The following is a 26,521-nucleotide window of genomic DNA, read 5'->3' as shown; positions in this document are numbered from 1 at the left end:
ATACATTATTTTTTAAATTCTTAAAAGGGATTTACGCAAATATTCATAAATTTTATATTTTTTTAATAAATTTTATGACATTTTATTGTTAAACATTAATAAACAGGAGCCTGTAAAGATGATAAAACGGCAAAATTTTTGTGAAATCTATTTTTTTCTGCTGCACATTTTATCTGAGCATCCATTACAGCCATGACAGTTTCCGCATCCTTTTCCGTCCAACTGATTTTTTATATTTTTTACAGCTATATATATGCTAAGACATATTAATCCAATGCATAAAGCAGTCACTAAAATACTAATAACATTCATAAAAACCTCGTTTAAAACATTATCATACAAATAAGCTTCCTATCTGGTATACCAGAAGTGATACAATATACGCCGTACCAGTTTGTATTGCAGCTATTCCCAAAGCCCATTTCCAGCTTCCCATTTCTCTTTTTATTGTTGCAAATGCTGAAATACACGGAACATACAGCAGACAGAATATCATAAATGAAAAAGCTGCAAGAGGAGTAAATATTCCTGAAATCACACCGGTCAGGGCAGCCGTACTTTCTGTTGAATAAAGTACACCCATTGTAGAAACAACTGCTTCCTTTGCAACCAGACCGGCAAGCAGAGAAACAGCAGCCTGCCATGTTCCGAATCCCAGAGGTCTGAATATCGGAGCAATCGCCGAACCTATCATAGCAAAAATACTGTCTGAGCTGTCGGAAGTAAAATGCAGAGACGGTGTTAAATTCTGAAGCAGCCATATTACAATACTCATGGCAAAAATAATTGTTCCAGCCTTAATTATAAATCCTTTGGTTTTTTCCCATGTGTTTTTTAAAACAGATTTTACAAGAGGCCGGCGGTAGGGCGGAAGCTCCATAACAAAAGGTGCTTTATTTTCCTTAAAAAGAGTCTTTTTAAAAATAGCTCCCATAATAATTGCCATTACAAGTCCGATTATGTACATACTGAATACTACAAATCCTTTGTATGCTCCGAAAAATGCTCCAGCAAACAGTGCATATATTGGAAGTTTAGCTCCGCAAGACATAAATGGTGTAAGCATTATTGTCATCCTGCGTTCGTTTGTATTTTCCTGAGTTCTTGCTGCCATTACTGCCGGTGTGGTACATCCGAATCCCATAAGCATTGGTATAAAAGATTTTCCCGACAGTCCCAGTTTACGAAGAAACCGGTCAGTAAGAAAGGCTGCTCTCGCCATATATCCGCTGTCTTCCAGCAGTGACAGACAAAGAAATAAGATAGCGATCTGCGGCAGAAATACCAGAACTCCTCCTACTCCTCCAATAATACCGTCACAGACAAGACGTATCGTCCATGACGGGGCATTTACAGCCACCAGTGCAGAGGATAAGCCTGGAGAAATTATATTATTAAAAAGATTTTCAATTGCATCGCTTAAAAATGTTCCTACAGACCCGAAAGTCAGCATAAACATGCACATCATAATTAAAAGGAAAATCGGAAAGGCAAGTATTCTGTTTGTGACAATACGGTCAATTTTATCCGAAACTGTAGGCTTATCAGATTTTTTCTTTTTTATTACAGCTTTTTTAACAAGTTCCTCTATGTAGTGATATCTGGCATCTGCCACAAGAGCTTCCCTGTCCTGATAAGGAGAACGCTGTTCATAATCCTCGGCAATTTTCTTTATTTCGTTTTTCTGTTCATCAGTAACAGGCAAATATTTTTCAACTGAGTAATCACCCTCAAGAAATTTTGAAGCAAAATAAGGATACGGTTCAGAGTCTGTTTTGTCCTTGTCCACAATCACGGAATAAATCTGATTAAGTGCATTGCGGGTAGTTCTGTTATAGTCTATTTCACATGGTTTGTGCTGGTGATTGATTACATGATGAATTTCCTCTATAACCTTTTCTACATTTTCATTTTTTCTCGCTGAAATAGGAATAAAGGGAATGCCTATAAGTTCCGAAAGATATTCACAATCAATATTTCCTCCGGCAGCAGTTACATCATCCATCATATTAACTGCAATAACCATAGGTTTATTAAGCTCAATAAGCTGAACGGTAAGATACATATTACGTTCAAAGTTTGTGCCGTCAATTATATTTATAATAGCGTCAGGATTTTCCTTAAGCAGAAATTCCTGGGTAACCTTTTCCTCAATAGAATAAGGTGAAAGAGCATATATTCCCGGAAGATCCACTACATTATAATCAGAATTTTTCAGTTTTCCAGTTTTTTTCTCAACTGTAACACCAGCCCAGTTTCCCACATACTGGTTACTTCCGGTAAGAATATTGAAAAGCGTTGTTTTTCCGCAGTTAGGATTTCCAATAAGTGCAAGATTACGGGACATACTTCAGACCTCCCTGCCGCATGGGTTTACATATATATTTTTAGCTTCCGACCGTCTGATTGACAGTTCATATCCTCTGAGTTCGATTTCAATCGGATCTCCCAGCGGAGCATATTTTTTTATTTTTATTTTAACTCCCGGTGTAATTCCCATATCAATAAGTCTTCGCTTAAGCGGTCCTGTAAGACCTATTCTTGTTACACAGGCACTGTCACCGACTTTTATATTATTAAGAGTACATTCGCTCATATCTGCCTCCCAAAGTTAGCCTTAGTTTACTTTAAATATTATAGCACCGGCAAGTTTCAAAGTCAAGCAGCCCGTACGATTATCATTATATAATATATGCCGGCAATGTAAGTTATATCTTTTTACTTATTTTTTCTGACATTTCATATTTGTTTTAACAATTGCACAAAAAAATCCCTTAAAATTAAAAAATAAACATATATATTTTACAAAATTTTCACTTGACAAAAAGCAGAAATTGTTATAAAATTAACAAGTAGAAGGACAAATGTCCTAAATTTTGTAAAACAAAATTTTAATTATGGAGGATAAAACAATGGCTAGATTTACATTACCTCGTGATCTTTATCACGGAAAAGGCGCTTTAGAAAACCTTAAAACCTTAACAGGAAAAAAAGCAATCGTTGTTGTAGGCGGCGGTTCAATGAAGCGATTCGGATTCCTGGACAAGGCTGTAAATTATCTTAAAGAAGCCGGAATGGAAGTACAGCTTTTTGAAAATGTTGAACCTGATCCGTCAGTTGAAACAGTTATGAAAGGTGCTAAAGCCATGACTGAATTCCAGCCTGACTGGATCGTTGCAATGGGCGGCGGCTCACCTATTGACGCTGCAAAGGCAATGTGGGCATTCTATGAATATCCGGATACTTCATTTGAAGATCTGATTACACCTTTTAATTTCCCTACACTGCGTACAAAAGCTAAATTCTGTGCTATTCCTTCAACTTCCGGTACTGCTACAGAAGTAACTGCTTTTTCAGTTATCACAGATTATTCAAAGGGTATCAAGTATCCTCTTGCTGATTTTAATATTACTCCGGACGTTGCTATTGTTGATCCGGCTCTGGCTGAAACAATGCCTAAGAAACTTACAGCTCATACAGGTATGGACGCTATGACACATGCTATTGAAGCTTATGTTTCAACACTTCACTGCAATTATACAGATCCTCTTGCACTGCATGCAATTAAAATGATCCACAACAACCTCAAAAAGTCATATGATGGTGATATGGAAGCAAGAGATGCTATGCATGATGCACAGTGCCTTGCTGGTATGGCATTCTCAAATGCTCTTTTGGGTATCGTTCATTCAATGGCTCATAAAACAGGTGCTGCATTTACAGGTGACCATATTATTCACGGCTGTGCAAATGCTATGTATCTGCCAAAGGTAATCAAATATAATTCAAAGAATCCGGAAGCTGCACAGCGTTATGCTGAAATTGCAAAATTCATTGATTTAAAGGGCAGCACAACTGAGGAGCTTGTTGACGCTCTTATTGCTGAACTGAGATCTATGAACGATCAGCTTGATATTCCGCAGGCAATTAAATTCTATGGTCCTGGCGGAGTCAAGGCAGAAACAAGCGTAATCGATGAAAAGGAATTTATGGATAAGCTTTCTGAAACAGCAAAAAATGCTATCGGAGATGCATGTACAGGTTCGAATCCTCGTCAGCCAAGTCAGGAAGAAATGGAAAAACTCCTGAAAGCTTGCTATTACGATCTTGAAATTGATTTCTGATAATACATATAAATCCTCTTAAAAAAATTTATATAAATCCCGTGTAAGGCTGTTTGTCTGGCACGGGATTTTTTACGGATTTATAAATAAAGAAGTTCCACTGTTAATGGAACTTCTTATAAATAAAAATTATAATTCTGCAAGTGCAGCTTTTATTGCTTCAGTTTTATCTGTTTTCTCCCATGCAACGCCGAGATCTTCACGTCCCATGTGACCATATGCTGCAAGCTTTCTGTACTGAGGTTTTTTCAGATCCAGCATATCAATAATTGCTGCCGGACGCAGATCAAATACCTTTTCAACAGCCGCTGAAAGTTTATTTTCGTCAACCTTGCCAGTACCAAATGTATCAACAAGAATTGAAACAGGATGTGCAACGCCGATTGCATATGCAAGCTGAACTTCACACTTATCAGCCAGTCCGGCTGCAACAATATTTTTAGCAATGTAACGTGCGGCATAAGCTGCTGATCTGTCAACCTTTGTAGGATCCTTACCGGAGAATGCTCCGCCGCCGTGACGGGAATATCCGCCGTAAGTATCAACGATAATTTTTCTTCCTGTCAGACCGCTGTCGCCCTGAGGACCACCGATAACAAATCTTCCTGTTGGATTTATAAAATATTTTGTATTTTCATCAAGCAGTTCTGCCGGAACAACAGGCTTAATAACATATTCCATAATATCCTTTTTAATCTGTTCAAGAGTTATTTCCGGAGCATGCTGGGAAGATACTACAATTGTTTCAACTCTTACCGGCTTATTATCATCATACTCAATAGTAACCTGAGTTTTACCGTCCGGACGGAGATAGCGAAGTGTACCGTCCTTTCTTACTTCTGTAAGCTTCATAGCAAGCTTATGAGCAAGTGAAATCGGCATAGGCATAAGCTCAGGTGTTTCATTGCAGGCATATCCGAACATGAGTCCCTGATCACCGGCACCGGTAGAGTAATTGTCAGTAATACTGCCTTCCTTTGATTCCAGAGCCTCATTTACGCCCATTGCAATATCGCATGACTGTTCATCAATTGTAGAAAGTACAGAGCATGTGTAGCCATCAAAACCGAACTTTGCACGGTCATAACCGATATCGACAATAACTCCCCTTGCAATTTTTGAAATATCAGCATAAGCCTTTGTGCTGATTTCTCCCATACACATAACCATACCTGTTGTGCATACTGTTTCGCATGCTACTCTTGAATCCGGATCCTGTTCAAGCAATGCGTCCAGAATAGCGTCTGATATCTGATCACAGATTTTATCAGGATGTCCCTCAGTTACTGATTCAGATGTAAAAAGTTTTCTTGCCATTTTTTCGTTGCTGTCTTTATAAGACAGCCTCCTTTCCAAAAATTCAGAAAATATTCACCTTTATAAAAGAAAAACGTTCAGGTGATAAACCCGAACGTAATGATTTTTAAAAAAATCCTCATCTCTCGGATTAACCGCAGGAATTAGCACCTTTCTTGATTATTTCACAATTAGGTTGCCGGGCTTCACAGGACCTGTTCCTCCACCACTCTTGATAAGGCGAAATTTTTTCTTATTTATATTATACACGTTTCCATACTGTTTGTCAATACTTATTATTTTATGTCGAAAAAATCCGGCAGTCAACAAAACTGCCGGACAGATTTCAATAAATATTATTCTTCACTGTCAGTAGGTTCAGCGAGTTCAACATCATCAAAATAATCAAACTCAAGATTCAGACCGCAGTTAGGGCAGTCAATTGAACCTTCCTCAAGCATATATTCATCAAGAATAACTGTTTCACCGCAATTAGGACAGCATACTTCATAAAGCTCGTCACTGTCCAGATCAAAGTCATCACAATCATCATCGCAGCAATCATCACAGTCGCATTCATCAAAACTATACAGATCCTCTTCAACATCCCCAAGATCAGAATCAAGGATATCGCAAAGTTCTGTAAGATCATCGACCTGCGTCTGAAGATCATCAACACAAGTTACCATTTCCTGCATAACCTCAGTCATCTGAACAAGCAGCTTGCCTTCCTTTGTAGATGTGTCAATTTCCAGACCATCAAGCAATCCCTTCAGATAAGACATTTTTTCAGTAAGCTTCATCAGATAGCCCTCCTTCAAGTTAATTAAATATTATTCTTAAGCTCTTTCCATATATTCACCTGTTCTTGTATCAATACGAATTCTGTCGCCCTGATTTATGAACAGAGGAACTCTGACTTCCGCACCCGTTTCCACAGTAGCAGGTTTTGTTGCGTTTGTAGCTGTATCGCCCTTAACGCCTGGTTCTGTTTCTGTAATCTCAAGCTCAACAAATGTGGGCGGTTCAACTGCAAATACATTGCCCTTATATGAACAGATCTTACAGATCATTTCTTCCTTTACAAATTTGAAATTGTCACCCAGAACATCTTCACCGATAGGAAGCTGTTCATATGTTTCAGTATCCATAAAATAGTAAAGCTGACCGTCATTGTAAGAATACTGCATATCTTTTCTTTCGATAAATGCAGTCGGGAATTTATCTGTAGGGCTGAATGAACGTTCAACCACAGCTCCTGTAATAACATTTTTGAATTTTGTTCTTACGAAAGCCGCACCCTTACCCGGCTTAACGTGCTGAAATTCGATAATCTGAACAACGTTTCCTTCAAGTTCAAATGTAACGCCGTTTCTGAAATCGCCTGCTGAAATCATAAAATACCTCCAAAATTTAACATACTAAAAATTAGTAGCAACTTAATTTATATTATACTACAAACTCCGAAAATTTTCAATACTTTTTATAAAATTATAAGTTTTTTAGGGCATTTTGTTAAATTTTCATGGGAATTTTCAGTCACAACAACGAAATCTTCAATCCTTACACCAAATTCTCCCGGAATATAAATTCCCGGTTCTACAGTAACGACCATGTTTTCTTTCAGTATGGTTTCAGATTTTGAAGACGCTGTTGGAAATTCATGTATTTCCATGCCCACACCATGCCCTAAGGAATGCCCGAAGCATTCACCAAAGCCTGCAGCTTCAATTATATCTCTTGCGTATGAATCCATTTTCTTTCCGGTAATACCGGCTTTAACTCTGTCAAGAGCTGTAAGCTGTGCGTCAAGAACTATATTGTAAACCTGTTTCATTTTATCTGAAGGCTCCCCTACACATACAGTTCTTGTCATATCGCTGTGATAGCCATCATATACAGCGCCGAAGTCCATAAGTACAAAATCGCCTTTTTTCACCTTATAGCTTCCCGGTACTCCATGAGGCATAGACGTATTGGCTCCGGCAAGAGCGATAGTTTCAAAAGACATGGATTCCGCACCATTTTCCATCATACAGCTGTCAAGCTTCAAAGCTATTTCACGTTCAGTAACGCCTTCCCTTATAAAATCCAGAATTTCAATGAATGCTTTTTCAGCAATGCCCTGAGCTTTCCGGATTTTTGAAATTTCTTCAGGAGTTTTGACAGTTCTCATATCATATATATTATTGCTGAGTTCATCTGATTTTATAAACTCAATTTCAGGAAATTTTTCCTCAAAAAAGTGAAGTCTGTGGACTGTCATATCCATAGATTCAACTGCCAGTGATTTTGCATTGTGCCTTTTCATCAACTCTCTTATTTGTTCGGAAAGATTTTCCTGCTCTATAACTGTACAGTTTTTCACAGTATTTCTTGCTTTTTCAATATACCTGAAATCTATTATCAGATATGAGCATTCTTTAAATTTAAGAATCATTCCTGCTGATGATTTCATACCTGTAAAATATCTTCTGTTGATATCAGAAGTAATAAGTGCTCCGTCTGCATTGTCCGGCAGTTTAAGTTCATTTAATTTATCCATTATACTTCACCAGTGCGTCCATTGCCATAAAATATGAAGCAAATCCAAATCCCGAAATACTGCCCTTGCATACAGGAGCAATAACAGAATTTTTTCTGAAATCATCTCTTGCGAAAACATTGCTTATATGGACTTCAATAACAGGAATTTTAATTGCTGCAATTGCGTCACGAATAGCATAACTGTAATGAGTAAATGCTCCGGCATTAAGCACTACGCCGTCAAAGCTTTTTCTTGCAGCATGGAGCTTATCAATAATTGCTCCCTCATGATTTGACTGGAACACCTCGCATTTGATTCCCATATTTTCAGCCTTGTCCATAATCATATCGCACAGGGATTCATATGTATCATCGCCGTAAATTCCCGGCTCACGTTCTCCCAGAAGATTAAGATTCGGACCGTTTACAACAAGTAATTTCTTCATATTTTTATCCTTCCTTTATTTAAAGCTTATATAGCTTTTTTTCATTTTCAATGCGTCCTCTGCCTGTGTTCCGGCACTTTCGCATATAAATACCGGAGAGAGATTTTTCTTTGCAATAAGTTCCATAAGCGGTTCATATTCCGGACCATATTCCTGATCCTCAAAGGTAAGATGCTTTTTTTCTCCTCCCGGATTAGTATACATAATCTTGGAAAAATGGCTGTGAAAAATTTTCAGTCTGTCCGCACCAAGCGTATTTTCAATCTCATCAAGCATTTTTTCGTAATCTCCGGCAGATTTGATACTGCCAAAAGTTCTGGCGTTAAGATGTCCGAAATCAATGCACGGGATAAATGTTTCATCAAGCTTACAAAGCTCCAGTACTTCTGTGAGATTTCCCAGCTGATTTGTTTTTCCCATTGTTTCAGGGCAAAAATGAATCTTTTCATACCCCTGTTCAACTGCTTGTTTTCTTGCTCTTGTAAGGGTATCCTTTGCAAGCTCCAGAGCCTCTTGACGAGTCATTTTTGAACAGGATCCGCTGTGAATAACAATTCTGTCCGCACCGATTCTTGAAGCAGCGTCACAGCTTTGAATTATGTAATTTATGCTGTTATCACGCTTTTCCGGTTCAACTGAGGACAATGAGATAAAATACGGTGCATGAAGTGAAAGGGTTATTCCTGTTTCCTCCGCCTTGGAGCGTATAGCCGAAGCCGATTTATCGCTTACTTTAACTCCTCTGCCGCATTGATATTCATAACAATCCAGTCCCATTTCCTTTAAGAACACCGGAGCGTCAGAAGATGATTTATATTTTGCGGAAAAGCTGTCCGAATTTCCCGCAGGTCCGAATTTAGCTGACATGTTTATCCTCCCTGTTTTTATAATCATAATAATCACTGTGAATTTTGTCTTCATCAATTACTGAAAGAACATATTCAGTCATTCTTTCACTGCCGCACATTTCTTCAGTAATACAATACTTTTTACCATCATTCAGAACTATTATCAGTCCTTGAAAATGAAAGTATACCCCTGATATTTCTGAGTATGAATAATACTTTTTTCTGAAAAAATATTTTACTGTAAATCCGTTTCCGTCATATTCAAACCAGTAAAGTTTTGGATATAAAAGTAAAAATATCCCAAACAGTCCAAAAAACATCCCCATTATTATCATTGCTATTGCAGTATCCGCATCCAGTTCAATATAATCTGAAAATATTGCCATTGTAAGCCACGGCAACGAAAAAATCAGGAAAAATATTCCTGAAACCATATTGCTCTTTCCACACTTTACCCTGTAAGAAAATTCCAGTTCGTTTATTTTTTCCTGCTTTTTATCATACTTTTTAAGAAATATTTCAGACCTTTTGGTAACAACATGACTGATAATATGAGTAAAAATATTTTCAATCATATTTATCTCCTTGATTATTATAATTCTTTTATATTATGACTGTAGCAGTAGCTATCATTATAGAATTTGTCGTTACCAGTATTTTCCCTGACAATTTCGATAAAAGTTTCAGCTCCCGGAAATTCATCACATATCGTATACTTTTTACCGTCATTCATAATCAGTTTAATACCCTTCTGATGAACATTCCGATAATTAAATTCATAATTATATGCAGCTTTAATATCATAATAAGTATAATTACGTTTTTTACCTATTTCCGGTTTATGTGAAAATCCGCTTTCATTATATTCATAAGAGCTCCTGACACTGAATATCAATAAAATAATACCGCAAATTATAACCAGTATACTTGAGATAAGCATTATCACTGCACTTTTTTCGTCAATTTTAAAAATCAGTGACATGACTAAAAAAGCAATACCAGCAGCAATCGCTGCCAGGCATGTATTTCTCTGCTTTTTTCCGCATTTAATAATTCCTGAACGTGCCATATTAACCCCCTGCTAGTTTTGTGTAAGCTTTGGAAGAAACGGCTTTTCTGCCCATCTCTTCAATTTAAAAAATTTTGTCTTTTCATGCTCAATAGGATACACAAAAATGCCTCTTACTCTTTTAAGATTTGCCCCCAGCATATCAGTAAAAATCTGATCTCCTACAACGGCGAGCTGAGAAAAAGGTATATTCATCATTTTCTGCGCACGGTTAAACCCGCTTGAAAGCGGCTTTTTACCCTCACAAATAAAATCAAGTCCCAGCATATCTGCAAAAGGCTTTACTCTGGGCGGATGATTATTTGAAACAATCACCATTTTTACTCCTGAGGATTTCACATCAGCAATCCAGTCCAGAACTCCTTCCGCCGGCACTGGATTATCATGAGTAGTCAGTGTATTATCAAGATCAAGAAGCAATCCCTTTATATTCTGGGACTTTAAAAATTCAGGAGAAATTTCTGTTACACGTTTAAAAGCAAAGTCCGCCTTAAAAAGCATAGCTGTCCCCTCCGCATTTATTATTATACTTAAATTCCCTGTCGATTCAACAGGAAACAGACTCCGGTAAACGAAAAAGCGAGCTTTCGCCCGCTTTTTTGTCTTTTAGCTTGTACACCAAGTTTAATTGTTTAAAACAAATTAATATTTGCGCTTACGAGCTGCCTCAGACTTTTTCTTACGCTTTACTGAAGGCTTTTCGTAGTGTTCTCTCTTACGAACTTCAGCGATTACGCCATCCTTTGCACAAGATCTCTTAAAACGCTTAAGAGCTGTATCTAAGGATTCGTTTTTTCCAACGCGAACTTCTGCCACTATTTTCCCTCCCTTTGTCCCAAAGACAGAGGTTTTTCAGGACCGCATCCTGCAATCCCAAATATATACTAATCATTTCACATAAAAATGTGAATGTCAGCTATCAAACCTTTTCCTGTTGCAACAAAATGTATATTTTCTATTGATACATTTCATTTTATCACATTTATTGTGTGATGTCAAGCTCTTAATTTTAATTTTGTTACTTTACAACAAAATTAATTAGTTTATTTGGTACATATATCTGTTTAATGATATTTTTACCGTCTGTCGCCTCTTTAATTTTAGCGTCTGAAAGTGCCTGAGCGATAATTTCATCCTTATTTCCGTCAACAGGAACAACAAGCTTTGCCTTTATTTTACCATTGACCTGTGCGACGATTTCAACTGTGTTTTCAACGCAGAGACTTTCATCATATTTAACCCATTGTTGTTCGTTAAGTATTCCGTCAAAATTATTAGCATACATTTCTTCAGTAATATGCGGTGCAAACGGATTAAGAAGTATCAGAAGTGTTCTGAGTTCTGCACGGTTAATGCTTCCAACCGCATAAATTTCATTTATCAGCGCCATCATAGCAGCAATAGCCGTATTGAACTTAAGGTTTTCAATATCCTCGCTTACCTTCTTAATTGTTTTATGGAAGGACGGCATAAGTTCTTCCCTGTATTCATCACCGTCAATAATGCAGTCCTGAAGTGCCCAGACTCTGTCAAGGAATCTCTTGCAGCCCTTTATGCTTGAAGGACTCCACGGAGCAGTCTTTTCAAAATCACCTATAAACATTTCATACAGACGCAGCGTATCAGCGCCGTATTCCTTTACAACGTCATCCGGATTTATAACATTTCCTCTGGATTTGGACATTTTCTGTCCGTCCTCGCCCAGAATCATTCCATGTGAAGTACGCTTCATATAAGGCTCTTTGGTTGTTGTAACTCCGATATCATACAGGAATTTATGCCAGAAACGTGAATAGAGCAGATGAAGAGTAGTATGCTCCATACCGCCGTTGTACCAGTCAACCGGCATCCAGTAATCAAGAGCTTCCTTGGAAGCAAGCTCATTTTTATTATGCGGATCGCAGTATCTTAAGAAATACCATGAAGAACCTGCCCACTGAGGCATAGTATCAGTTTCCCTCTTTGCCGGACCTCCGCAGTGAGGACAGGTTGTATTTATAAAGCTGTCAAGAGTTGACAGCGGACTTTCTCCGTTATCAGTCGGCATATAGCTTTCAACATCAGGCAGAGTCAGCGGCAGCTCGCTTTCAGGCAGTGCCACATAACCGCACTTTTCACAGTACACAATAGGTATAGGCTCGCCCCAGTAACGCTGACGTGAGAATACCCAGTCTCTGAGTTTGTAGTTGACCTTCGGAGTACCCTTGCCGTTTTCTTCAAGCCACTTCTTCATTTTTTCCTTGGCTTCATCAACAGTCAGACCGTCCAGGAAACCGCTGTTTACCATAGTACCTGTTGCACAGTCTGTAAATGCTTCCTTTTCAATATCTCCGCCTTTCACCACTTCAATGATAGGAAGATTAAATACTTTTGCAAATTCATAGTCACGGGTATCATGTGCAGGAACAGCCATAATAGCTCCAGTACCATAAGACATAAGAACATAGTCTGAAATGAAAATCGGAATTTCCCGTCCGTTCACAGGATTTATTCCCTTTACGCCTTTAAGTTCAACGCCGGTTTTTTCCTTGTTCATTTCAGTTCTGTCAAAATCAGATTTCTTTGCTGCCTTTTCCTGATAAGCCTTTATTTCATCCATATTTTCGAGCTTGTCAGCCCATTTTTCAATAAACGGATGTTCAGGTGCAATTACCATATATGTAGCACCGAAAAGTGTATCTGGTCTTGTTGTATAGACTGTCAGAATATCTCCGGCAGTAGAACCGAAGTTGACTTCCGCACCTGTGGAACGTCCTATCCAGTTTGTCTGTGTAGACTTGATTTTATCAAGGTAGTTTACTTCTGAAAGGTCATCAAGAAGTCTCTGTGCATATTCAGTAATTTTCAGCATCCACTGAGATTTTACCTTTCTTATAACCTCTCCTCCGCAGCGTTCACAGCATCCGCCTACGACCTCTTCATTGGCAAGTACCACCTTACATGAAGTACACCAGTTTACAGCCATTTCCTTTTTGTAAGCGAGTCCTTTGTTGAACATCTGAATAAAAATCCACTGAGTCCATTTATAATATTCCGGATCAGTTGTATTCACTTCTCTTTCCCAGTCAAAAGAAAGTCCCAGCATCTTAAGCTGATCTTTAAAATGTGCAATATTCTTTTCAGTTACTATTGCGGGATGAATCTTATTTTTTATAGCATAGTTTTCTGTAGGCAGACCAAAAGCGTCCCAACCCATAGGGAAAAGAACATTGTAGCCTTCCAGACGTCTTTTTCTGGCAACTATATCCATAGCAGTATATGGACGTGGGTGCCCTATATGAAGTCCCTGTCCGGACGGATACGGAAACTCTACCAAAGCGTAAAACTTAGGCTTTGAATAGTCAGTTCCTGCCCTGAAAGTATTATGTTCATCCCAATAATTCTGCCACTTTTTTTCTATGGCGGTAAAATTATACTTCTCACTCATTTATATCATTCCTTTAATTTAATATTTTTAAGTTGTTCTTTCGTCAATATTTAAGCTGACTATTTTTTCATAAATCCGCTCTTTTGTATATGGATACTTTAAAGCTATGTATTTCATGCCGTTCCACGTATCGACAAACAACACTGCTCCGCCTGAATGTCTTGCATAGTCAGACCTTTCATACTCTTCATCTGTTTCCGGAAAATCACAGAAAGGCTTTAACTCATTCAGTTCACAATAAGCTTCATATATTTCATCGATCCTCTGCATGAGATCATCATTTTTAGTAATCTTAAAATTAACCTCGTCACAGCCATGTTTCCAGTTGCATATTCTTTCGCCGTTAATATCAGCATAATCCATATTTTTTAAAGCATCATCAGTTACAGATGTATTTATACTGTTTTCCTGTGTATATTTAAGCCACACAGCGGAAGCATAGTTATCTGTATTACTGCGTTTTGACGGAAAACTATAAAATGGAAGCAAGCCGTCCCAACTCCCATCATACCAGCCTGTGCTGGCATAAAAAACAACATCGGGATTATCCGCAGGAGAAACAGAGTAAATTCTGATATTTTCAGCCTGACTTTCGATTCCGTTAATAACAAAATCTTCAGAATATTTTTTCTCCAGAAATCTTTCCATTTCATTACTGTTGTCAAATTTCCATAAACCGGAATTAATAAACGCCTCAATAAAAATAAGAATACAGCTGCCGGCGACAGTGCCGATTATCTTTACTGCAATAAATATCCTTCTGTTATCTTTACGAATATTTTCTCTCTTTTCCCTATACGTCACAATCAAGGTGACAAATATAAATATCTGAATAACCAAAAACGCTAAACAAAATAGTATCGGTAAAAGCTCAAATGCAAGCTTTAAAACGGATTCATAGAAATAAGACCCTGAAATATTTATATCAAATAAGCTGTTAAAATCACCTTTTATCAGATAGTAAATAGTAATTCCGACGAACAAAGCAGAACTCATAAATCCTACTGTACATGGCAGCCTTTTATGTTTGAACGATAAGCACACGCAAAATACCTGCAATGCCAGCAGCGGCAAATACATATTCCATCGGTTAAGATGTGCAAGTATAGGCAGTATATAAACGATCACCTGCACAATAATGAGAACGCAGCTTAATGACGTAAGAAACTGAATACTGCTTTTAGATACAGGTTTCCCGAATTTTTTCATACTCAGGATACTTTCAGAAGAAAATAATTTTCTGAGCCTCATATTTTATTCATTGGAGCCTCCGCCCCATTTATTAGTAAAATGTTCCTTTACACTTGGATTTACACAAATAATTATTGCAGCGATTATATCAATTACTCCCTCAAGCAGATAGAACCAGTTGTCAGCAAGATGTCCGATATTTGCCGGAAGATGTACAATAGCAACAATTGCAACAATTGCAGCCACAATATAATTAAGATACATAAGTCCGGTATAAAGTGCAGCGGCTTCCAGGACAGAAATTATAACGTCCATAAATCCTCCGCCTAAGATCAGGTTTATCACTGATTTTACAATAAAGTAAATACCTGCTATTAATGCGATATTACGTCCCTGCTGATTATTTGTTTTCATGTTGATCAATCCTCCGTCACAAATTCTTCAATATCAATTTTTTCCCCATCAGACCAAAGTCTTTCCAACTGATAATAATCCCTTGTTTCCTTATAGAAAACATGAACGACAATATCCCCATAATCAAGTATAATCCAGTTTGAACCGTTATAGCCCTCTTTCTTATTTGGTTCTACACCCGACAGTGACATCTGATACTCAACTTCTTCAGCAAGAGTTTTTGTCTGTGTAGAACTGTTGCCGCTTGCGATTACAAAATAATCAGCAAGTATTGTAAGATCAGATATTTTTATAGCCTGTATACTTTCAGCTTTTTTACTGTCAAGAGTCTTTATAATTTTTTTCAGCATTTCTTTTTGGGTCATATACATTCTCCTTAAACTTTAATATCCTCCGATATAGGTATGATAATTCTCATCTTCCTCATAATATTCTTCTTCATCATATTCGCCTTCATCCTCATAATACCATTCACCCTCATAATTGCCATCATCATAATCGTTGTCTGTATCATCGTATTCTGAAGACGGTTCTGTAGTTTTCTTACTTTCTCCCGGAGTAGCTCCGTCTGCAATTTCCTGAAGTGTATCCTGATTCTCATCATAAACATCAGTTGTATAATAATCGCTTTCAATAAGTTCTGTAATAGGCAGTGAATCATAAGTCAGGTCAGGCTGATATGGTCTGAAATATTCATTCAGTACATCAATGGTAGCATTCTTATGAATTGACCATACAGAATAACCGTTGTAATCGGTAGCTTCTCCCGGAACCATCTGAACTGTTACATCATCAAGATCCATATTGCTGCCGAAATCAGCGAGAATACTCATTTCCTGTAATGTAAGGTCAGTTCCGATATATCCTTTATTATACACCTCGGTAAGGAATTTAGTCAGTTCAACAGTGCCCATATTCAAAGCCTTTTCCATACATGCAGCCATAAATATTCTCTGTGCCTTGACACGTCCTATATCGCCTTCAAGGTAACCTTTTCTGGCACGTACAAATAATTCAGCCTGTTCACCATTAAGCACCTGTTCGCCGGCATACAGAATCTTGTCATAGGAATAAAAAACATCCTCAGGAAGATCAATAGGAATTCCTCCGATAAGATCCACCATATCAACAATATCATCACATCCGGTTGTAATATATCTGTCAATAGGAATTCCGAAAGTATCCCTTACAGCGTCAACTATTCTTTGAATTGGAATCAGATTTTCATCTCCCAGAGTATATACGCTGTTGATTTTTCCATTCTCACTGGAAGTATAATCCGGAACAAAGCTGTCTCTTGGTATCTGAAGTATGTTTATTTTATCGTTTACTATGTCAAAATGGAAAAGCATAATAACATCAGAATTTGAACGTGATTCATCAAAGCCTAAGCATAAAACAGTAAACTGACCTTCAATAATCTGGTCATTTGTAAAGTCACGCTTATCGTCCACTCCTTCAGCGGCACTGTTCAGCTCATAGCTGTTAGGATCAGCAGAAAGCAGTCCTTCTGTTTCAGCCATAGGCTGAAGCTCTTTTATCCACTTGATTATAGATATATGTTCTGTAAAAGTAAGACCATTTTTAGTCCTTTCAACAGGAATGATCGGAATATTAAGTACCATAACTGCAATAATTACAATCCCTGCAATTATTGATGCTGCGATTATGATTTTTTCCTTTACTGATGATTTTTTCTTTTTGCCTGAAGTTTTTCGCCCGGACCCCGACTTATACCTTTGTCCGGAATTATTACTGCTATTTGCCATTATTTTCCTCCTTGGTTTTCTTGCGGACCGAACATACATACAGATACTGATTATATGCATCAACTGTATATTCCGGGATATAGCCCTGTTTCTTTACCACTCCCTCAATTGAATAGCAAAATGCCTCCAGCATAGCCTTTTCAAAATCAGTATAGGCAAGTTTTCTCATTTTGTCAACATCCTTGTAATCCCTGTCCTCGGAAATAAGGTCAGCCATATAAATAATTTCTTCAAGCCGTGACATTCCCGACCGCCCTACAGTATGAAACCGTACAGCGTTTAAAATATCCTTATCCTTTATTCCCATTTCTTTTTCGATAAAATATGCACCCGCAGGACCATGCCACAAAGCTTTCGTGGCAAGTTCAGCGCCGGAAATATCCATATTTCCCTCAAGCATCATCTGTTTTTGCTCTGATGGCAAAAGCTCCTTACAAACGTCATGAAGAAGTCCGGCAAAATAAGCCTTATCAAGATTTTCCCCATATGTTTTTGCAAGCTTTAAAGCCTCGTTTGCCACATTAACTGAATGATTGTAACGTTTTTTTGAAAGTCTTTTTTTCAGGAAAGCTTTTATTTTTTCTGAAGAATACATGCAAATCCTCCGAATATCAAATTAGTCCTGCCTTGAATACAGATTTTTCAGTATAATATATTTTACTACTTTTCCGTTTAAATAGCAAGATATATCTTCATTATTTTTTATCATTTTACGTATTTTTGATGAAGATATTGTAATCGCTTCGTCATTTGCAACAATTACATCACCGAATTTGGAAAGCTTTTTTGACATTTCATACAATTCATCAAAATCATTTCCGTTTCGTGATACTGCTGCCAGAGTTACATTACTAAGAATTTCGCCGTATTCAAACCATGTATCAAAGCTCAGAAGCATATCACTGCCCACCATCAGAAACAGTTCGTCTTCCGGAAACATACTTTTAAAATGTCTTACTGTATAAACAGTATAGCTTTTTCCACTTTTATTTATTTCATAGTCACTGACTTCAAACCCGTCATATTCTTCCAATGCCAGGCGGCACATTTCAAGCCTGTCACTTCCGGAGACATATTCTTCACTTGATTTATGCGGTGCTGTACCTGACGGAATAAAAATCACCTTATCAAGTTTCAGCTTTTTTTTAACAGAAACTGCCAGATTAACGTGACCGTTATGAACAGGATTGAAGCTCCCTCCGAATAAACCTATTCTAGCCATCAGAGTTTTATATTTATTACAGGCTCTTTATGATTTCTTTTGAACAAAACAAATCTGCTGCCTATTACCTGAACAACTTCTGAGCCTGTTTTTTCTGCAATTTCCTCTGCCGCTTCCCTTGCACTGTACATACTGTTATCCAGTACACGAAGTTTTATAAGTTCTCTTTTTCTAAGTGCGTCATTTACCTGTGAAATCAATGCTTCAGAAATGCCGCCCTTTCCGATTTGAAAAATAGTTTCATAGCTGCCTGCAATTCCACGAAGTGCGGCTCTTTGTTTACTTTTTAGCATTTATTTATCCTTTCGTTTTTAAAATTTCGCAAAGCTTTTCCAACGCTTTTGCTCTGTGACTTACTTTATTCTTTTCATCAGCAGAAATTTCTGCAAATGATTTATCTCCGTACATGAAAACAGGATCATAGCCGAATCCGTTTTCGCCTCTGGGTTCATATCCGATTTTTCCTCTGCATTCTCCTCTTGCATACTGTTCAATGCCGTTTTCATCAATAAAACAGATAACACATACAAATGCCGCCCCTCTTTTTTCTTCCGGAACGTCTTTTAATTCGGAAAGAAGCTTATTGTATCTGTCAGCATCAGACGCTCCTTCCCCTGCATATCTGTGGGAATACACTCCGGGAGCGCCGTTTAAATAATCCACTTCAAGACCGCTGTCATCTGCAATAACGGCAGTATGACTCAGGCTGTAAATCGCACTTGCCTTAAGCTTTGCATTATCCTTAAAGGTTTTTCCTGTTTCTTCAATATCTATATTTATTCCCGCTTCTGACTGGGATATAACCTCATATCCCAAAGGTGTCAGAATCTCCTTTATTTCCCGAAGTTTATTTTTATTATTGCTTGCAAGAATTATTTTTTTACTGTTCATTTTCTTCCCCTTCTTCCGTTTCAGATTCCTCAGAAGGAGTACTTTCAAAAAGTGCCCTTACAAAATCATGGCTGTTAAACGGCTGAAGATCATCAATCTGCTCTCCGACTCCTATAAGCTTTACCGGTATTCCAAGTTCATTTTTAATCGAAATAACAATACCGCCTTTTGCAGTTCCGTCAAGCTTTGTAAGTACAATACCTGTTATAGGTGCAACTTCTTTAAACAGTCTTGCCTGATTTACAGCATTCTGCCCCGTAGTAGCGTCAAGTACCAGCAGGATTTCCTTTGAACTGTCCGGTGCTTCACGTTCAATAATACGATTCATTTTAGCAAGTTCATCCATAAGATTTTTCTTGTTGTGCAGTCTTCCGGCAGTATCACAAATAAGAATATCGCAGTTTCTTGCCTTTGCAGCCGCAATAGCGTCAAACACAACGGATGCCGGATCCGACCCTTCTGAATGCTTTACCAGATCTGCCCCTGAACGGTCTGTCCACACCTGAAGCTGATCAATAGCAGCAGCACGGAAAGTATCGGCAGCTGCCACGATAACTTTTTTTCCGTCCTCTGTAAATTGATGGCACATTTTTCCTATTGTAGTCGTCTTGCCTGCTCCATTTACACCAATGACCATAATAATTGAAGGCTTTGAAGAAAGATCAAGCTCTGTATCATCACCCATCATTTCCGCAACTATTTCCTGTATAAGCTCCATAATAACTGAAGGGTCAGTAATTCCCCTTTCCTTGATTCTCTTTCTGAGTTCTTCGCAAATCCGGACAGAGGTTTCAACTCCCATATCGCTCATAATCATAGTTTCTTCAAGCTGTTCAAACAGTTCCTCATCAATTTTGGTAAAGGAATTTACAACCTTATGCATTTTCTTTACCATTGACTCTTTGGTTTTGCGAAGACCATCTTTAATCTTGCTGAAAAATCCCATAATCTTAATCCTCCTGCTTTTTATTTTGACGCTGTATCCTCAATATCCACCTGTTCCATTTTCAGAAGTCTGGAAATACCATCCTCCTGCATTGTTACGCCATACAAAACATTGGCTTCTTCCATTGCACTGCGGCGGTGAGTTACAAGTACAAACTGCGTTTTATCTGTAAAATTTTTCAGATACTGTGCATACTTTTTTACATTTACTTCGTCCAGTGCCGCATCAATCTCATCAAGAATACAAAACGGTGCCGGTCTAAGCTTAAGTATTGCAAAATAAATACATATTGCCACGAAAGACTGTTCTCCTCCGGACAGTGAAATAAGATTTTTAATAACCTTTCCCGGCGGTGCAACTCTTATTTCTATACCTGATTCAAGAACATTTTCAGGATCAGTAAGAATCAGTTCTGCCTTGCCGCCGCCGAAAAGCTCTGTAAAAATCTTTTTGAAATTATTGTTTATTATGACAAAGCTTTCCGCAAATATACGGCACATATCTTCTGTGAGGTCAGCGATAAGCTTTTCAAGCTCTCTTTTGGAATTTCTGACATCTGCAAGCTGCTCAGACAAAAACTTATATCTTTCTGATACTTCCTTGTATTCATCAATAGCGCCCACATTAACATTTCCAAGACTTCTGATTTTTGCCTTAAGTTCATTAAGCTTTCTCTGAGCAGCCATCAGATCCTCTATTTTTTCCGCAGCATTTTCCGCTTCAGAGCGTGTCATTTCATAGACCTCATAAAGCTGGTTTATAATTCCGTCATAATCACGCTGTGCAGAAAGCTTTCGCTCATCTATTTTTGAAATTTCACCGGAATATTTTTCTTTTGCTTCATTTAATTCCTTAACGGAATTTCTCAGATTGGTCACATAAACATCCTGTTCTCTATGAACATTCTGCCATTTTTTTATATCATTTCCAAAATTTTCAATCTGTATTTTTATATCTTCCGTCTGCTGTTTTCTTTCTGAAATAAGAGCAGTTTTTTCCGCAATAACCTGTTCCAGACGCTTTTTTTCTTCACCCAGAGACGACAGGTTTTCACGTGTTTCCAAAAGTCCTGAATTTAAGGTTTCATGTTCTCTCTGTGCTGCTTCCAGATCCTTTGAAAGCTCTGCTGATTTGATTTTAAGTTCCGACAGTTCAGCCGAAAGACTTTCTCTTTTGTTTCTGACTGACTCTCTTCTGCCCTGTTCTCTTGCAAGATTTTCTTCTGCCGCATGTATCTGACCAGTAATTTCCTCCAGTCTTTCCTTGGCATTTTTACGGTTTTCCAAAGCATTTTGCTTTTTTCCCTCAAGAGTTTTATATCTTACATCAAAATCCTCTTCCTGTGAAGCAGTCTGCTTTTCAAGTGCGCAGACACGGGAATATTCCGCATCAAATTTTATTTTATCCTGCTCAAGCACAGAAACCTCTTCATCCAGTTCCTTTGCCATTTTAGAAAGCTTTTCAGCATCTTCTGAAAGTTTCCGGCTCAGTTCCATAGCTTCAGAATGTTTTTTATTAAGCTCTTTTATATCCTTTTCAATACTCTCAAGCTCATTTTTACGGGAAAATACCCCGGCAGAATGAACTGCCGAACCGCCTGTAAAAGAACCGCCGGCATTAACTACCTGACCATCCAGAGTTACAACTCTGAATTTATACCCGAATTTTTTAGCTATAACTGCCGCACTGTCAATATCATCTGCCACAGCAGTACGCCCCAGCAAAGAATTTACAATGCTGGTATACTGACCATCATACTCAACAAGCTCATTTGCCAATGAAATGAATCCTTGTTCGGATTGAAGTCCCGGTTCGTTTAAAACACGTCCCTTAACCGAAGTTATGGGAAGAAAAGTAGCTCTTCCCAGACGCTGTTCCTTGAGCATTCTGATACACCGCTTCGCCGCAGTATCATCATCAACAATAATATTCTGCATTGCGCCGCCCAGAGCCGTTTCAATTGCGGTTGCATATTCCTGTTTAACATTTATAAGCTGTGCGACAGTTCCTCTGATTCCGCCTATTCTTCCGGCAGAGGACGCCTTTATAATCTCCTTAACGCTTCTTGCAAAGCCTTCCATATTGTTTTCAAGGTCGTAAAGAAGCTTTTTTCTCTGTTCCTTTTCCTTTACTGAAAAAAGAATATTTTCACATTCCTTCCGGCACTCTGAAAGCTTTGCCGCCTTGTCATTATAAAGCTTTGCAAGTCCGGCTTTTTTATTGGAAAACTCCCGTTTCTTTTCTTCAAGAACCTTTAATCCGTCGGAGATTTCTTCCTTTTCTTTGCCATACTGTAAAACAAGCTCGTTTACCTGATTTTTCTGCTTTATAAGCATTTCCAGCTGTTCGTCTGTATCCTTTACAATGGCGTCAGTATTTCCGACTTCTGACCGAAATTCACTGAGTTTTATATAAAGTGCATTAATTTCATTTCCAGCCTTGTCAGAATTTTTACCGATACTCTCAGCTTCAAGCTTTGCCTCTTCAAATTTTTTCCTTACATCATCAAGCTTCTGACCGATTTCCTTAGACTGTTTTTTCAGTCTGTCAATAAGTTCAAGCTTTTGACTTATATCAGCTTTCAGCTTTTCTTCATAAGCCGATCTGTTTTTCAATTGTTCATTTACAGAGCTAAGTGAACCCTCACTATGGGAAATATCGTTTTCACTTACGGCAATATCTGATTTATACTGTGCTGACAGCTGTTCATTTTCAAGTATCTTATCACGAAGTTCTTCGATACTGGCAGAACTTTCCTGAATTTTACGATAACCCTCCTGAATTTTCTGTTCTTCACGCTCTATATCATTCTGAATATTTTCATATTCATTTTTATTCATCAGAAGTGCATTTTCCAGTTCTTCAAGCTTAGCCTTAAGCTCTTCCAGACGGTTTACCCAGACAGATATTTCCAGAGTTTTTCTCTGCTGTGCCAGTGCCACAAACTTTTCTGCCTTTTCCGCCTGAAGTCTTAAAGGACCTACCCGGCTTTCAAGCTCAGATACAATATCATTAAGTCTTATAAGATTATCCTGTGCTGCTGCAAGTTTTCTTTCCGCCTCAGATTTCTTATACCTGAATTTGGAAATTCCGGCAGCCTCTTCAAAAATATCACGGCGTTCATTGCTTTTTGCACTTACTATTTCCGCAATTCTTCCCTGTCCGATAATAGAGTAGCCGTCACGTCCCATACCGGTATCCATAAACAATTCGTTTATGTCTTTAAGCCTGACATTTTTACCGTTGATTTTATATTCACTCTCACCGCTTCTGTAAAGCTTTCTTGTAACGCTTACCTCGTCATCATCACTGTTCAAAGCTCTGTCGCCATTGTCTATAACAAGAGTTACCATGGCAAATCCCACAGGCTTTCTCGCAACAGTACCGGAAAAAATAACATCTTCCATTTTATTCCCTCTGAGCGTCTTAGTGGACTGTTCCCCCAGAACCCATCTCACAGAATCACCAATATTACTTTTTCCGCTGCCGTTGGGTCCTACAACTGCTGTAAGACCCTTGTCAAAGGTCAGCTTTACTTTATCAGGAAAGGATTTAAACCCTTGTAATTCCAATGATTTTAAATACATATATTATCCTCTGATTTCACACTGATATTTAGGGATTTCTCCATCTCCCATTACTTTTATATCTATACCCTGCTTTTTAAAATATTCCACATTTGATTTTTTATGTCCCAGTGCCTTGCTGATACATGATGGATTTACTGCAAAAGTATAATTTTTTCTTTTAAGCTGCTGAAACTTGCGTTCAATTAAACTTTTTCCGGCAGATTCAACAAACTCCCTGTCATTAACAATAAATTCCATACCATTTCTGTAAATCCAGCTTTCGCAAAGCTCCTTAAATGCCGGATGATAAAAGCCTGCAACCATATCCCCTTCAACACCGTCGGAGGCATGCAGTCCGCATTTGATAACATCAATTCCCTGCATATCAAATTCTACAAGCATATTGCCGCAAAGCTCAACAACAGTATCAAAAGGCAAAAGCTTATATTCGCCTGATTCGTACAATTCAGCAAGCTTTGTACCTTTAAGCACAACAACGGGATAAATCCTGACCGTATCCGGATGAATTTTAATTATCCTTTTCATAGTTTCATGCTCGTCATGAATAGTACTTTTGTAAAGTCCCACCATCATCTGAAGTCCCAGCTCAAAGCCGTATTCACGGATAAGTGCCGACGCTTTATATACATCTTCAGCCGTATGACCTCTTTCATTTGCTTCAAGAACCTTATTTTTCATACTCTGTGCGCCAAGCTCAATGGAAGTAACGCCGTATTCCTTTAAAATATCAAGAATTTCTCTGTCTATAAAATCCGGACGTGTAGAAATTCTTATCCCTTTGAAACCCTTTTCACCAATATAGCATTTTGCAGCGTTCAGCAGAGAAACCATATAATTTCTTTCGATTGCCGTAAAGCTTCCGCCGAAAAAAGCTATTTCACAATTTTTCTTATCCCTTACTTCTTCCATTGCCTGACGGCAGACCCGATGAACGTCCTCAGCCTTCGGAGCGTACTGCTGACCGCTTATTGTCTTCTGATTGCAGAAGCTGCACTGATGAGGGCAGCCGGCATGAGGGACAAATACAGAAATATTACTGTGACTCATATCCCATAAGCTCCAGTGCTTCTTTGGCAGCCATCTGTTCTGCTTCCTTTTTGCTTTTGCCGATACCTGTACCGATAACGTTTGAGTTCAGGCAAACCTGTACCTTAAACGCCTTGTTGTGGTCAGGTCCAGACTGTCCCACAAGCTTGTATTCAACCTTTTCCTCAGGATTTTTCTGAATAATTTCCTGTAAAATTGTTTTATGGTCACTGAATGACACAGACTTTCTGCTGTCGATATCCTCAGGAATAAACCTCAGAATATGCTTTCTTGCCGCTTCAAGACCGCCGTCTAAAAATACAGCTGCAATAACTGCCTCAAATGCGTCCGCAAGTATTGAGGTTCTTTCACGTCCTCCGGTATTTTCCTCACCTTTTCCAAGAAAAATATGTTCTCCCAGATCAATCTGTTTTGCAAATTCATAAAGTGATTTTTCACATACAAGAGATGCTCTGATTTTAGTCAGTTCTCCCTCAGGCAAGTGAGTAAAATGTTCAAAAAGATACTGAGAAACTACAATTGACAGTACACTGTCCCCAAGAAATTCCAGACGCTCATTGCTGTGTCTTGTTTTTCTTTTTTCATTTGCAAAGGAGGAATGAGAAAGTGCTTCATAGATCAGATTCTTATTTTTAAAGGTATATTTTATTTTTTCCTCAAATGCTTCAATATTTTTTTCATAATTTTCAAAATGTTCCATTATTTTATTCCCTCTGGCAAAGTCTCAATGGATTTTATTATTGTTTCCGTAACACCGCCGTCCACACAAGCCTTAGCCTGTCTTACAGCATTATAAAATGCCTTGGCATCCGAGCTTCCATGAGCCTTGATAACTGGTTTTGCAATTCCCATAAGAACTGCTCCGCCTTCTTCTGTATAATCCATCTGTTTTTTAAAGTCTTTTATCTTACCCATTACCATCATTGCAGAAAGCTTTGATAAAACTCCTCCGGAAAAAATATCCTTTAATTTTCCGGCAAAAAAAGAGCCCATTCCTTCATAGAGCTTTAAAACTACATTTCCGGTAAATCCATCCGTTACAGCAACATCAAAATTCCCGCCCGGCAAATCTCTTGCTTCAAGATTTCCACAGAAATTCACAGGTGCCTGCTGAAGAAGCTTGTATGCTTCTATTTCCAGTTCACGTCCCTTTGTTTCCTCTCCGCCTACATTAATAAGTCCTACTTTAGGATTTTTTATGCCCATTACTTTTTCCATGTATGCAGAAGCCATTATTGCAAACTGAACAAGCATTTCCGGACGGCAGTCAACATTAGCACCGCCGTCTGTAAGCATTACATGTCCTGTTGCTGTAGGAAGAATCGGTGCCAGTACTGCTCTTTTAATGCCCTTTATTCTTTTAGCAATAAATGTTGAGCCTACAACTAAAGCACCAGTACTTCCGGCACTGACAAACGCATCTCCCTTGTCTTCTTTAAGGAGCTTAAGACCCACTGCCATAGAACAGCCATTCTGACTTTTCAGTATTTCCGTAGGTTCTTCATGAATATCAATAACAGATTCAGCATGAACTATTTCCATATCACTTATGTCAATACCGTTTTCTGCTGCTGTTTTTTTTATTTCATCCTTGTTTCCTGTCAGCGTTATATTCGTTCCAAGCTTTTTACGTGCCATACGGCAGCCTTTAATTACTTCCAGAGGTGCATTATCCCCTCCGAAAGCGTCAACGATTATATTCATACATGTCAACC

Annotated in this window: 27 protein-coding genes and 1 riboswitch; of the genes, 1 reads left to right on the top strand and 26 read right to left on the bottom strand. The window is 38.2% G+C overall.

Annotated features, from left to right (window positions below; translation table 11 throughout):
• Nucleotides 1–334: 334 nt before the first annotated feature.
• Nucleotides 335–2,347, bottom strand: a complete 2,013-nt coding sequence (feoB, locus tag ACI4WO_RS08010; RefSeq protein ID WP_439807034.1) for a ferrous iron transport protein B — start codon at nucleotides 2,345–2,347, stop codon at nucleotides 335–337.
• 3 nt (nucleotides 2,348–2,350) lie between these two features.
• The gene (locus ACI4WO_RS08005; protein WP_439807033.1) at nucleotides 2,351–2,596 is read right to left on the bottom strand and encodes a FeoA family protein; all 246 of its coding nucleotides are present in this window, start codon (nucleotides 2,594–2,596) and stop codon (nucleotides 2,351–2,353) included.
• A 316-nt stretch (nucleotides 2,597–2,912) separates the two neighbouring features.
• On the opposite strand from ACI4WO_RS08005, the gene ACI4WO_RS08000 reads away from it, so the two are divergent.
• A complete protein-coding gene (locus tag ACI4WO_RS08000) occupies nucleotides 2,913–4,124 on the top strand; it encodes an iron-containing alcohol dehydrogenase (RefSeq protein ID WP_439807032.1) in 1,212 nt (403 codons plus the stop codon).
• 129 nt (nucleotides 4,125–4,253) lie between these two features.
• Here ACI4WO_RS08000 and metK read toward each other — a convergent pair whose 3' ends face one another.
• The 24 genes from metK to plsX all read right to left on the bottom strand — a co-directional run bounded on the left by metK (nucleotide 4,254) and on the right by plsX (nucleotide 26,510).
• A complete protein-coding gene (gene metK, locus ACI4WO_RS07995; RefSeq protein ID WP_439807031.1) occupies nucleotides 4,254–5,441 on the bottom strand; it encodes a methionine adenosyltransferase in 1,188 nt (395 codons plus the stop codon).
• Between the two features lie 115 nt (nucleotides 5,442–5,556).
• A riboswitch (SAM riboswitch) is annotated at nucleotides 5,557–5,662 on the bottom strand.
• A 114-nt stretch (nucleotides 5,663–5,776) separates the two neighbouring features.
• Complete coding sequence (locus tag ACI4WO_RS07990; protein WP_439807030.1) at nucleotides 5,777–6,223, bottom strand: CD1247 N-terminal domain-containing protein; 447 nt, start codon at nucleotides 6,221–6,223, stop codon at nucleotides 5,777–5,779.
• A 36-nt stretch (nucleotides 6,224–6,259) separates the two neighbouring features.
• A complete protein-coding gene (gene efp, locus ACI4WO_RS07985) occupies nucleotides 6,260–6,817 on the bottom strand; it encodes an elongation factor P (protein WP_439807029.1) in 558 nt (185 codons plus the stop codon).
• Between the two features lie 86 nt (nucleotides 6,818–6,903).
• Nucleotides 6,904–7,965 (bottom strand): M24 family metallopeptidase, encoded by a 1,062-nt coding sequence (locus ACI4WO_RS07980; protein WP_439807028.1) that lies wholly within the window; start codon nucleotides 7,963–7,965, stop codon nucleotides 6,904–6,906.
• Nucleotides 7,958–8,392, bottom strand: coding sequence for a type II 3-dehydroquinate dehydratase (aroQ, locus tag ACI4WO_RS07975; protein WP_439807027.1), 435 nt, complete (start codon nucleotides 8,390–8,392; stop codon nucleotides 7,958–7,960). The genes ACI4WO_RS07980 and aroQ overlap by 8 nt, the downstream gene beginning before the upstream one ends.
• Nucleotides 8,393–8,407: 15 nt before the next feature.
• Nucleotides 8,408–9,259: a TIM barrel protein gene (locus ACI4WO_RS07970; RefSeq protein WP_439807026.1), complete on the bottom strand. Its 852-nt coding sequence runs from the start codon at nucleotides 9,257–9,259 to the stop codon at nucleotides 8,408–8,410.
• A complete protein-coding gene (locus ACI4WO_RS07965) occupies nucleotides 9,249–9,815 on the bottom strand; it encodes a hypothetical protein (RefSeq protein ID WP_439807025.1) in 567 nt (188 codons plus the stop codon). Before ACI4WO_RS07965 ends, ACI4WO_RS07970 begins: the two co-directional genes overlap by 11 nt.
• Before the next feature lie 17 nt (nucleotides 9,816–9,832).
• Nucleotides 9,833–10,309 carry a hypothetical protein gene (locus ACI4WO_RS07960; protein WP_439807024.1) on the bottom strand — a complete coding sequence of 159 codons (477 nt, stop codon included), beginning with the start codon at nucleotides 10,307–10,309 and terminating at the stop codon, nucleotides 9,833–9,835.
• A 12-nt stretch (nucleotides 10,310–10,321) separates the two neighbouring features.
• On the bottom strand, nucleotides 10,322–10,810 hold the full coding sequence (locus ACI4WO_RS07955; protein WP_439807023.1) for a YqeG family HAD IIIA-type phosphatase: 489 nt from the start codon (nucleotides 10,808–10,810) through the stop codon (nucleotides 10,322–10,324).
• 141 nt (nucleotides 10,811–10,951) lie between these two features.
• Entirely contained in the window at nucleotides 10,952–11,125 is a 174-nt protein-coding gene (rpsU, locus tag ACI4WO_RS07950; protein ID WP_009984057.1) for a 30S ribosomal protein S21, read from the bottom strand.
• Nucleotides 11,126–11,327: 202 nt separating this feature from the next.
• Nucleotides 11,328–13,736, bottom strand: coding sequence for a leucine--tRNA ligase (leuS, locus tag ACI4WO_RS07945; RefSeq protein ID WP_439807022.1), 2,409 nt, complete (start codon nucleotides 13,734–13,736; stop codon nucleotides 11,328–11,330).
• A gap of 27 nt (nucleotides 13,737–13,763) precedes the next feature.
• Complete coding sequence (locus ACI4WO_RS07940) at nucleotides 13,764–14,945, bottom strand: hypothetical protein (RefSeq protein ID WP_439807021.1); 1,182 nt, start codon at nucleotides 14,943–14,945, stop codon at nucleotides 13,764–13,766.
• Nucleotides 14,946–14,990: 45 nt separating this feature from the next.
• Nucleotides 14,991–15,341, bottom strand: a complete 351-nt coding sequence (locus ACI4WO_RS07935) for a hypothetical protein (protein WP_439807020.1) — start codon at nucleotides 15,339–15,341, stop codon at nucleotides 14,991–14,993.
• Between the two features lie 5 nt (nucleotides 15,342–15,346).
• Complete coding sequence (gene rsfS, locus ACI4WO_RS07930) at nucleotides 15,347–15,706, bottom strand: ribosome silencing factor (RefSeq protein ID WP_439807019.1); 360 nt, start codon at nucleotides 15,704–15,706, stop codon at nucleotides 15,347–15,349.
• Between the two features lie 18 nt (nucleotides 15,707–15,724).
• Nucleotides 15,725–17,110, bottom strand: a complete 1,386-nt coding sequence (locus ACI4WO_RS07925; RefSeq protein WP_439807018.1) for an LCP family protein — start codon at nucleotides 17,108–17,110, stop codon at nucleotides 15,725–15,727.
• The gene (gene yqeK, locus ACI4WO_RS07920) at nucleotides 17,100–17,705 is read right to left on the bottom strand and encodes a bis(5'-nucleosyl)-tetraphosphatase (symmetrical) YqeK (protein ID WP_439807017.1); all 606 of its coding nucleotides are present in this window, start codon (nucleotides 17,703–17,705) and stop codon (nucleotides 17,100–17,102) included. Before yqeK ends, ACI4WO_RS07925 begins: the two co-directional genes overlap by 11 nt.
• Nucleotides 17,706–17,726: 21 nt before the next feature.
• Nucleotides 17,727–18,332, bottom strand: a complete 606-nt coding sequence (nadD, locus tag ACI4WO_RS07915) for a nicotinate-nucleotide adenylyltransferase (protein WP_439807016.1) — start codon at nucleotides 18,330–18,332, stop codon at nucleotides 17,727–17,729.
• Complete coding sequence (locus tag ACI4WO_RS07910; RefSeq protein ID WP_439807015.1) at nucleotides 18,332–18,625, bottom strand: YhbY family RNA-binding protein; 294 nt, start codon at nucleotides 18,623–18,625, stop codon at nucleotides 18,332–18,334. Before ACI4WO_RS07910 ends, nadD begins: the two co-directional genes overlap by 1 nt.
• Before the next feature lie 4 nt (nucleotides 18,626–18,629).
• Entirely contained in the window at nucleotides 18,630–19,223 is a 594-nt protein-coding gene (locus tag ACI4WO_RS07905; RefSeq protein WP_439807014.1) for an XTP/dITP diphosphatase, read from the bottom strand.
• The gene (ftsY, locus tag ACI4WO_RS07900) at nucleotides 19,213–20,169 is read right to left on the bottom strand and encodes a signal recognition particle-docking protein FtsY (protein ID WP_439807013.1); all 957 of its coding nucleotides are present in this window, start codon (nucleotides 20,167–20,169) and stop codon (nucleotides 19,213–19,215) included. The genes ACI4WO_RS07905 and ftsY overlap by 11 nt, the downstream gene beginning before the upstream one ends.
• A 20-nt stretch (nucleotides 20,170–20,189) precedes the next feature.
• The gene (gene smc / locus ACI4WO_RS07895) at nucleotides 20,190–23,756 is read right to left on the bottom strand and encodes a chromosome segregation protein SMC (RefSeq protein ID WP_439807012.1); all 3,567 of its coding nucleotides are present in this window, start codon (nucleotides 23,754–23,756) and stop codon (nucleotides 20,190–20,192) included.
• Between the two features lie 3 nt (nucleotides 23,757–23,759).
• Nucleotides 23,760–24,806, bottom strand: coding sequence for an elongator complex protein 3 (locus tag ACI4WO_RS07890; RefSeq protein ID WP_439807011.1), 1,047 nt, complete (start codon nucleotides 24,804–24,806; stop codon nucleotides 23,760–23,762).
• Nucleotides 24,793–25,506: a ribonuclease III gene (rnc, locus tag ACI4WO_RS07885; RefSeq protein WP_439807010.1), complete on the bottom strand. Its 714-nt coding sequence runs from the start codon at nucleotides 25,504–25,506 to the stop codon at nucleotides 24,793–24,795. Before rnc ends, ACI4WO_RS07890 begins: the two co-directional genes overlap by 14 nt.
• Nucleotides 25,506–26,510: a phosphate acyltransferase PlsX gene (plsX, locus tag ACI4WO_RS07880; protein WP_439807009.1), complete on the bottom strand. Its 1,005-nt coding sequence runs from the start codon at nucleotides 26,508–26,510 to the stop codon at nucleotides 25,506–25,508. Before plsX ends, rnc begins: the two co-directional genes overlap by 1 nt.
• Nucleotides 26,511–26,521: the final 11 nt, after the last annotated feature.

Source organism: Porcipelethomonas sp., from assembly GCF_051893655.1.
Lineage (GTDB): Bacteria > Bacillota > Clostridia > Oscillospirales > Ruminococcaceae > Porcipelethomonas.
This window is presented reverse-complemented; position numbering and strand designations above follow the sequence as displayed.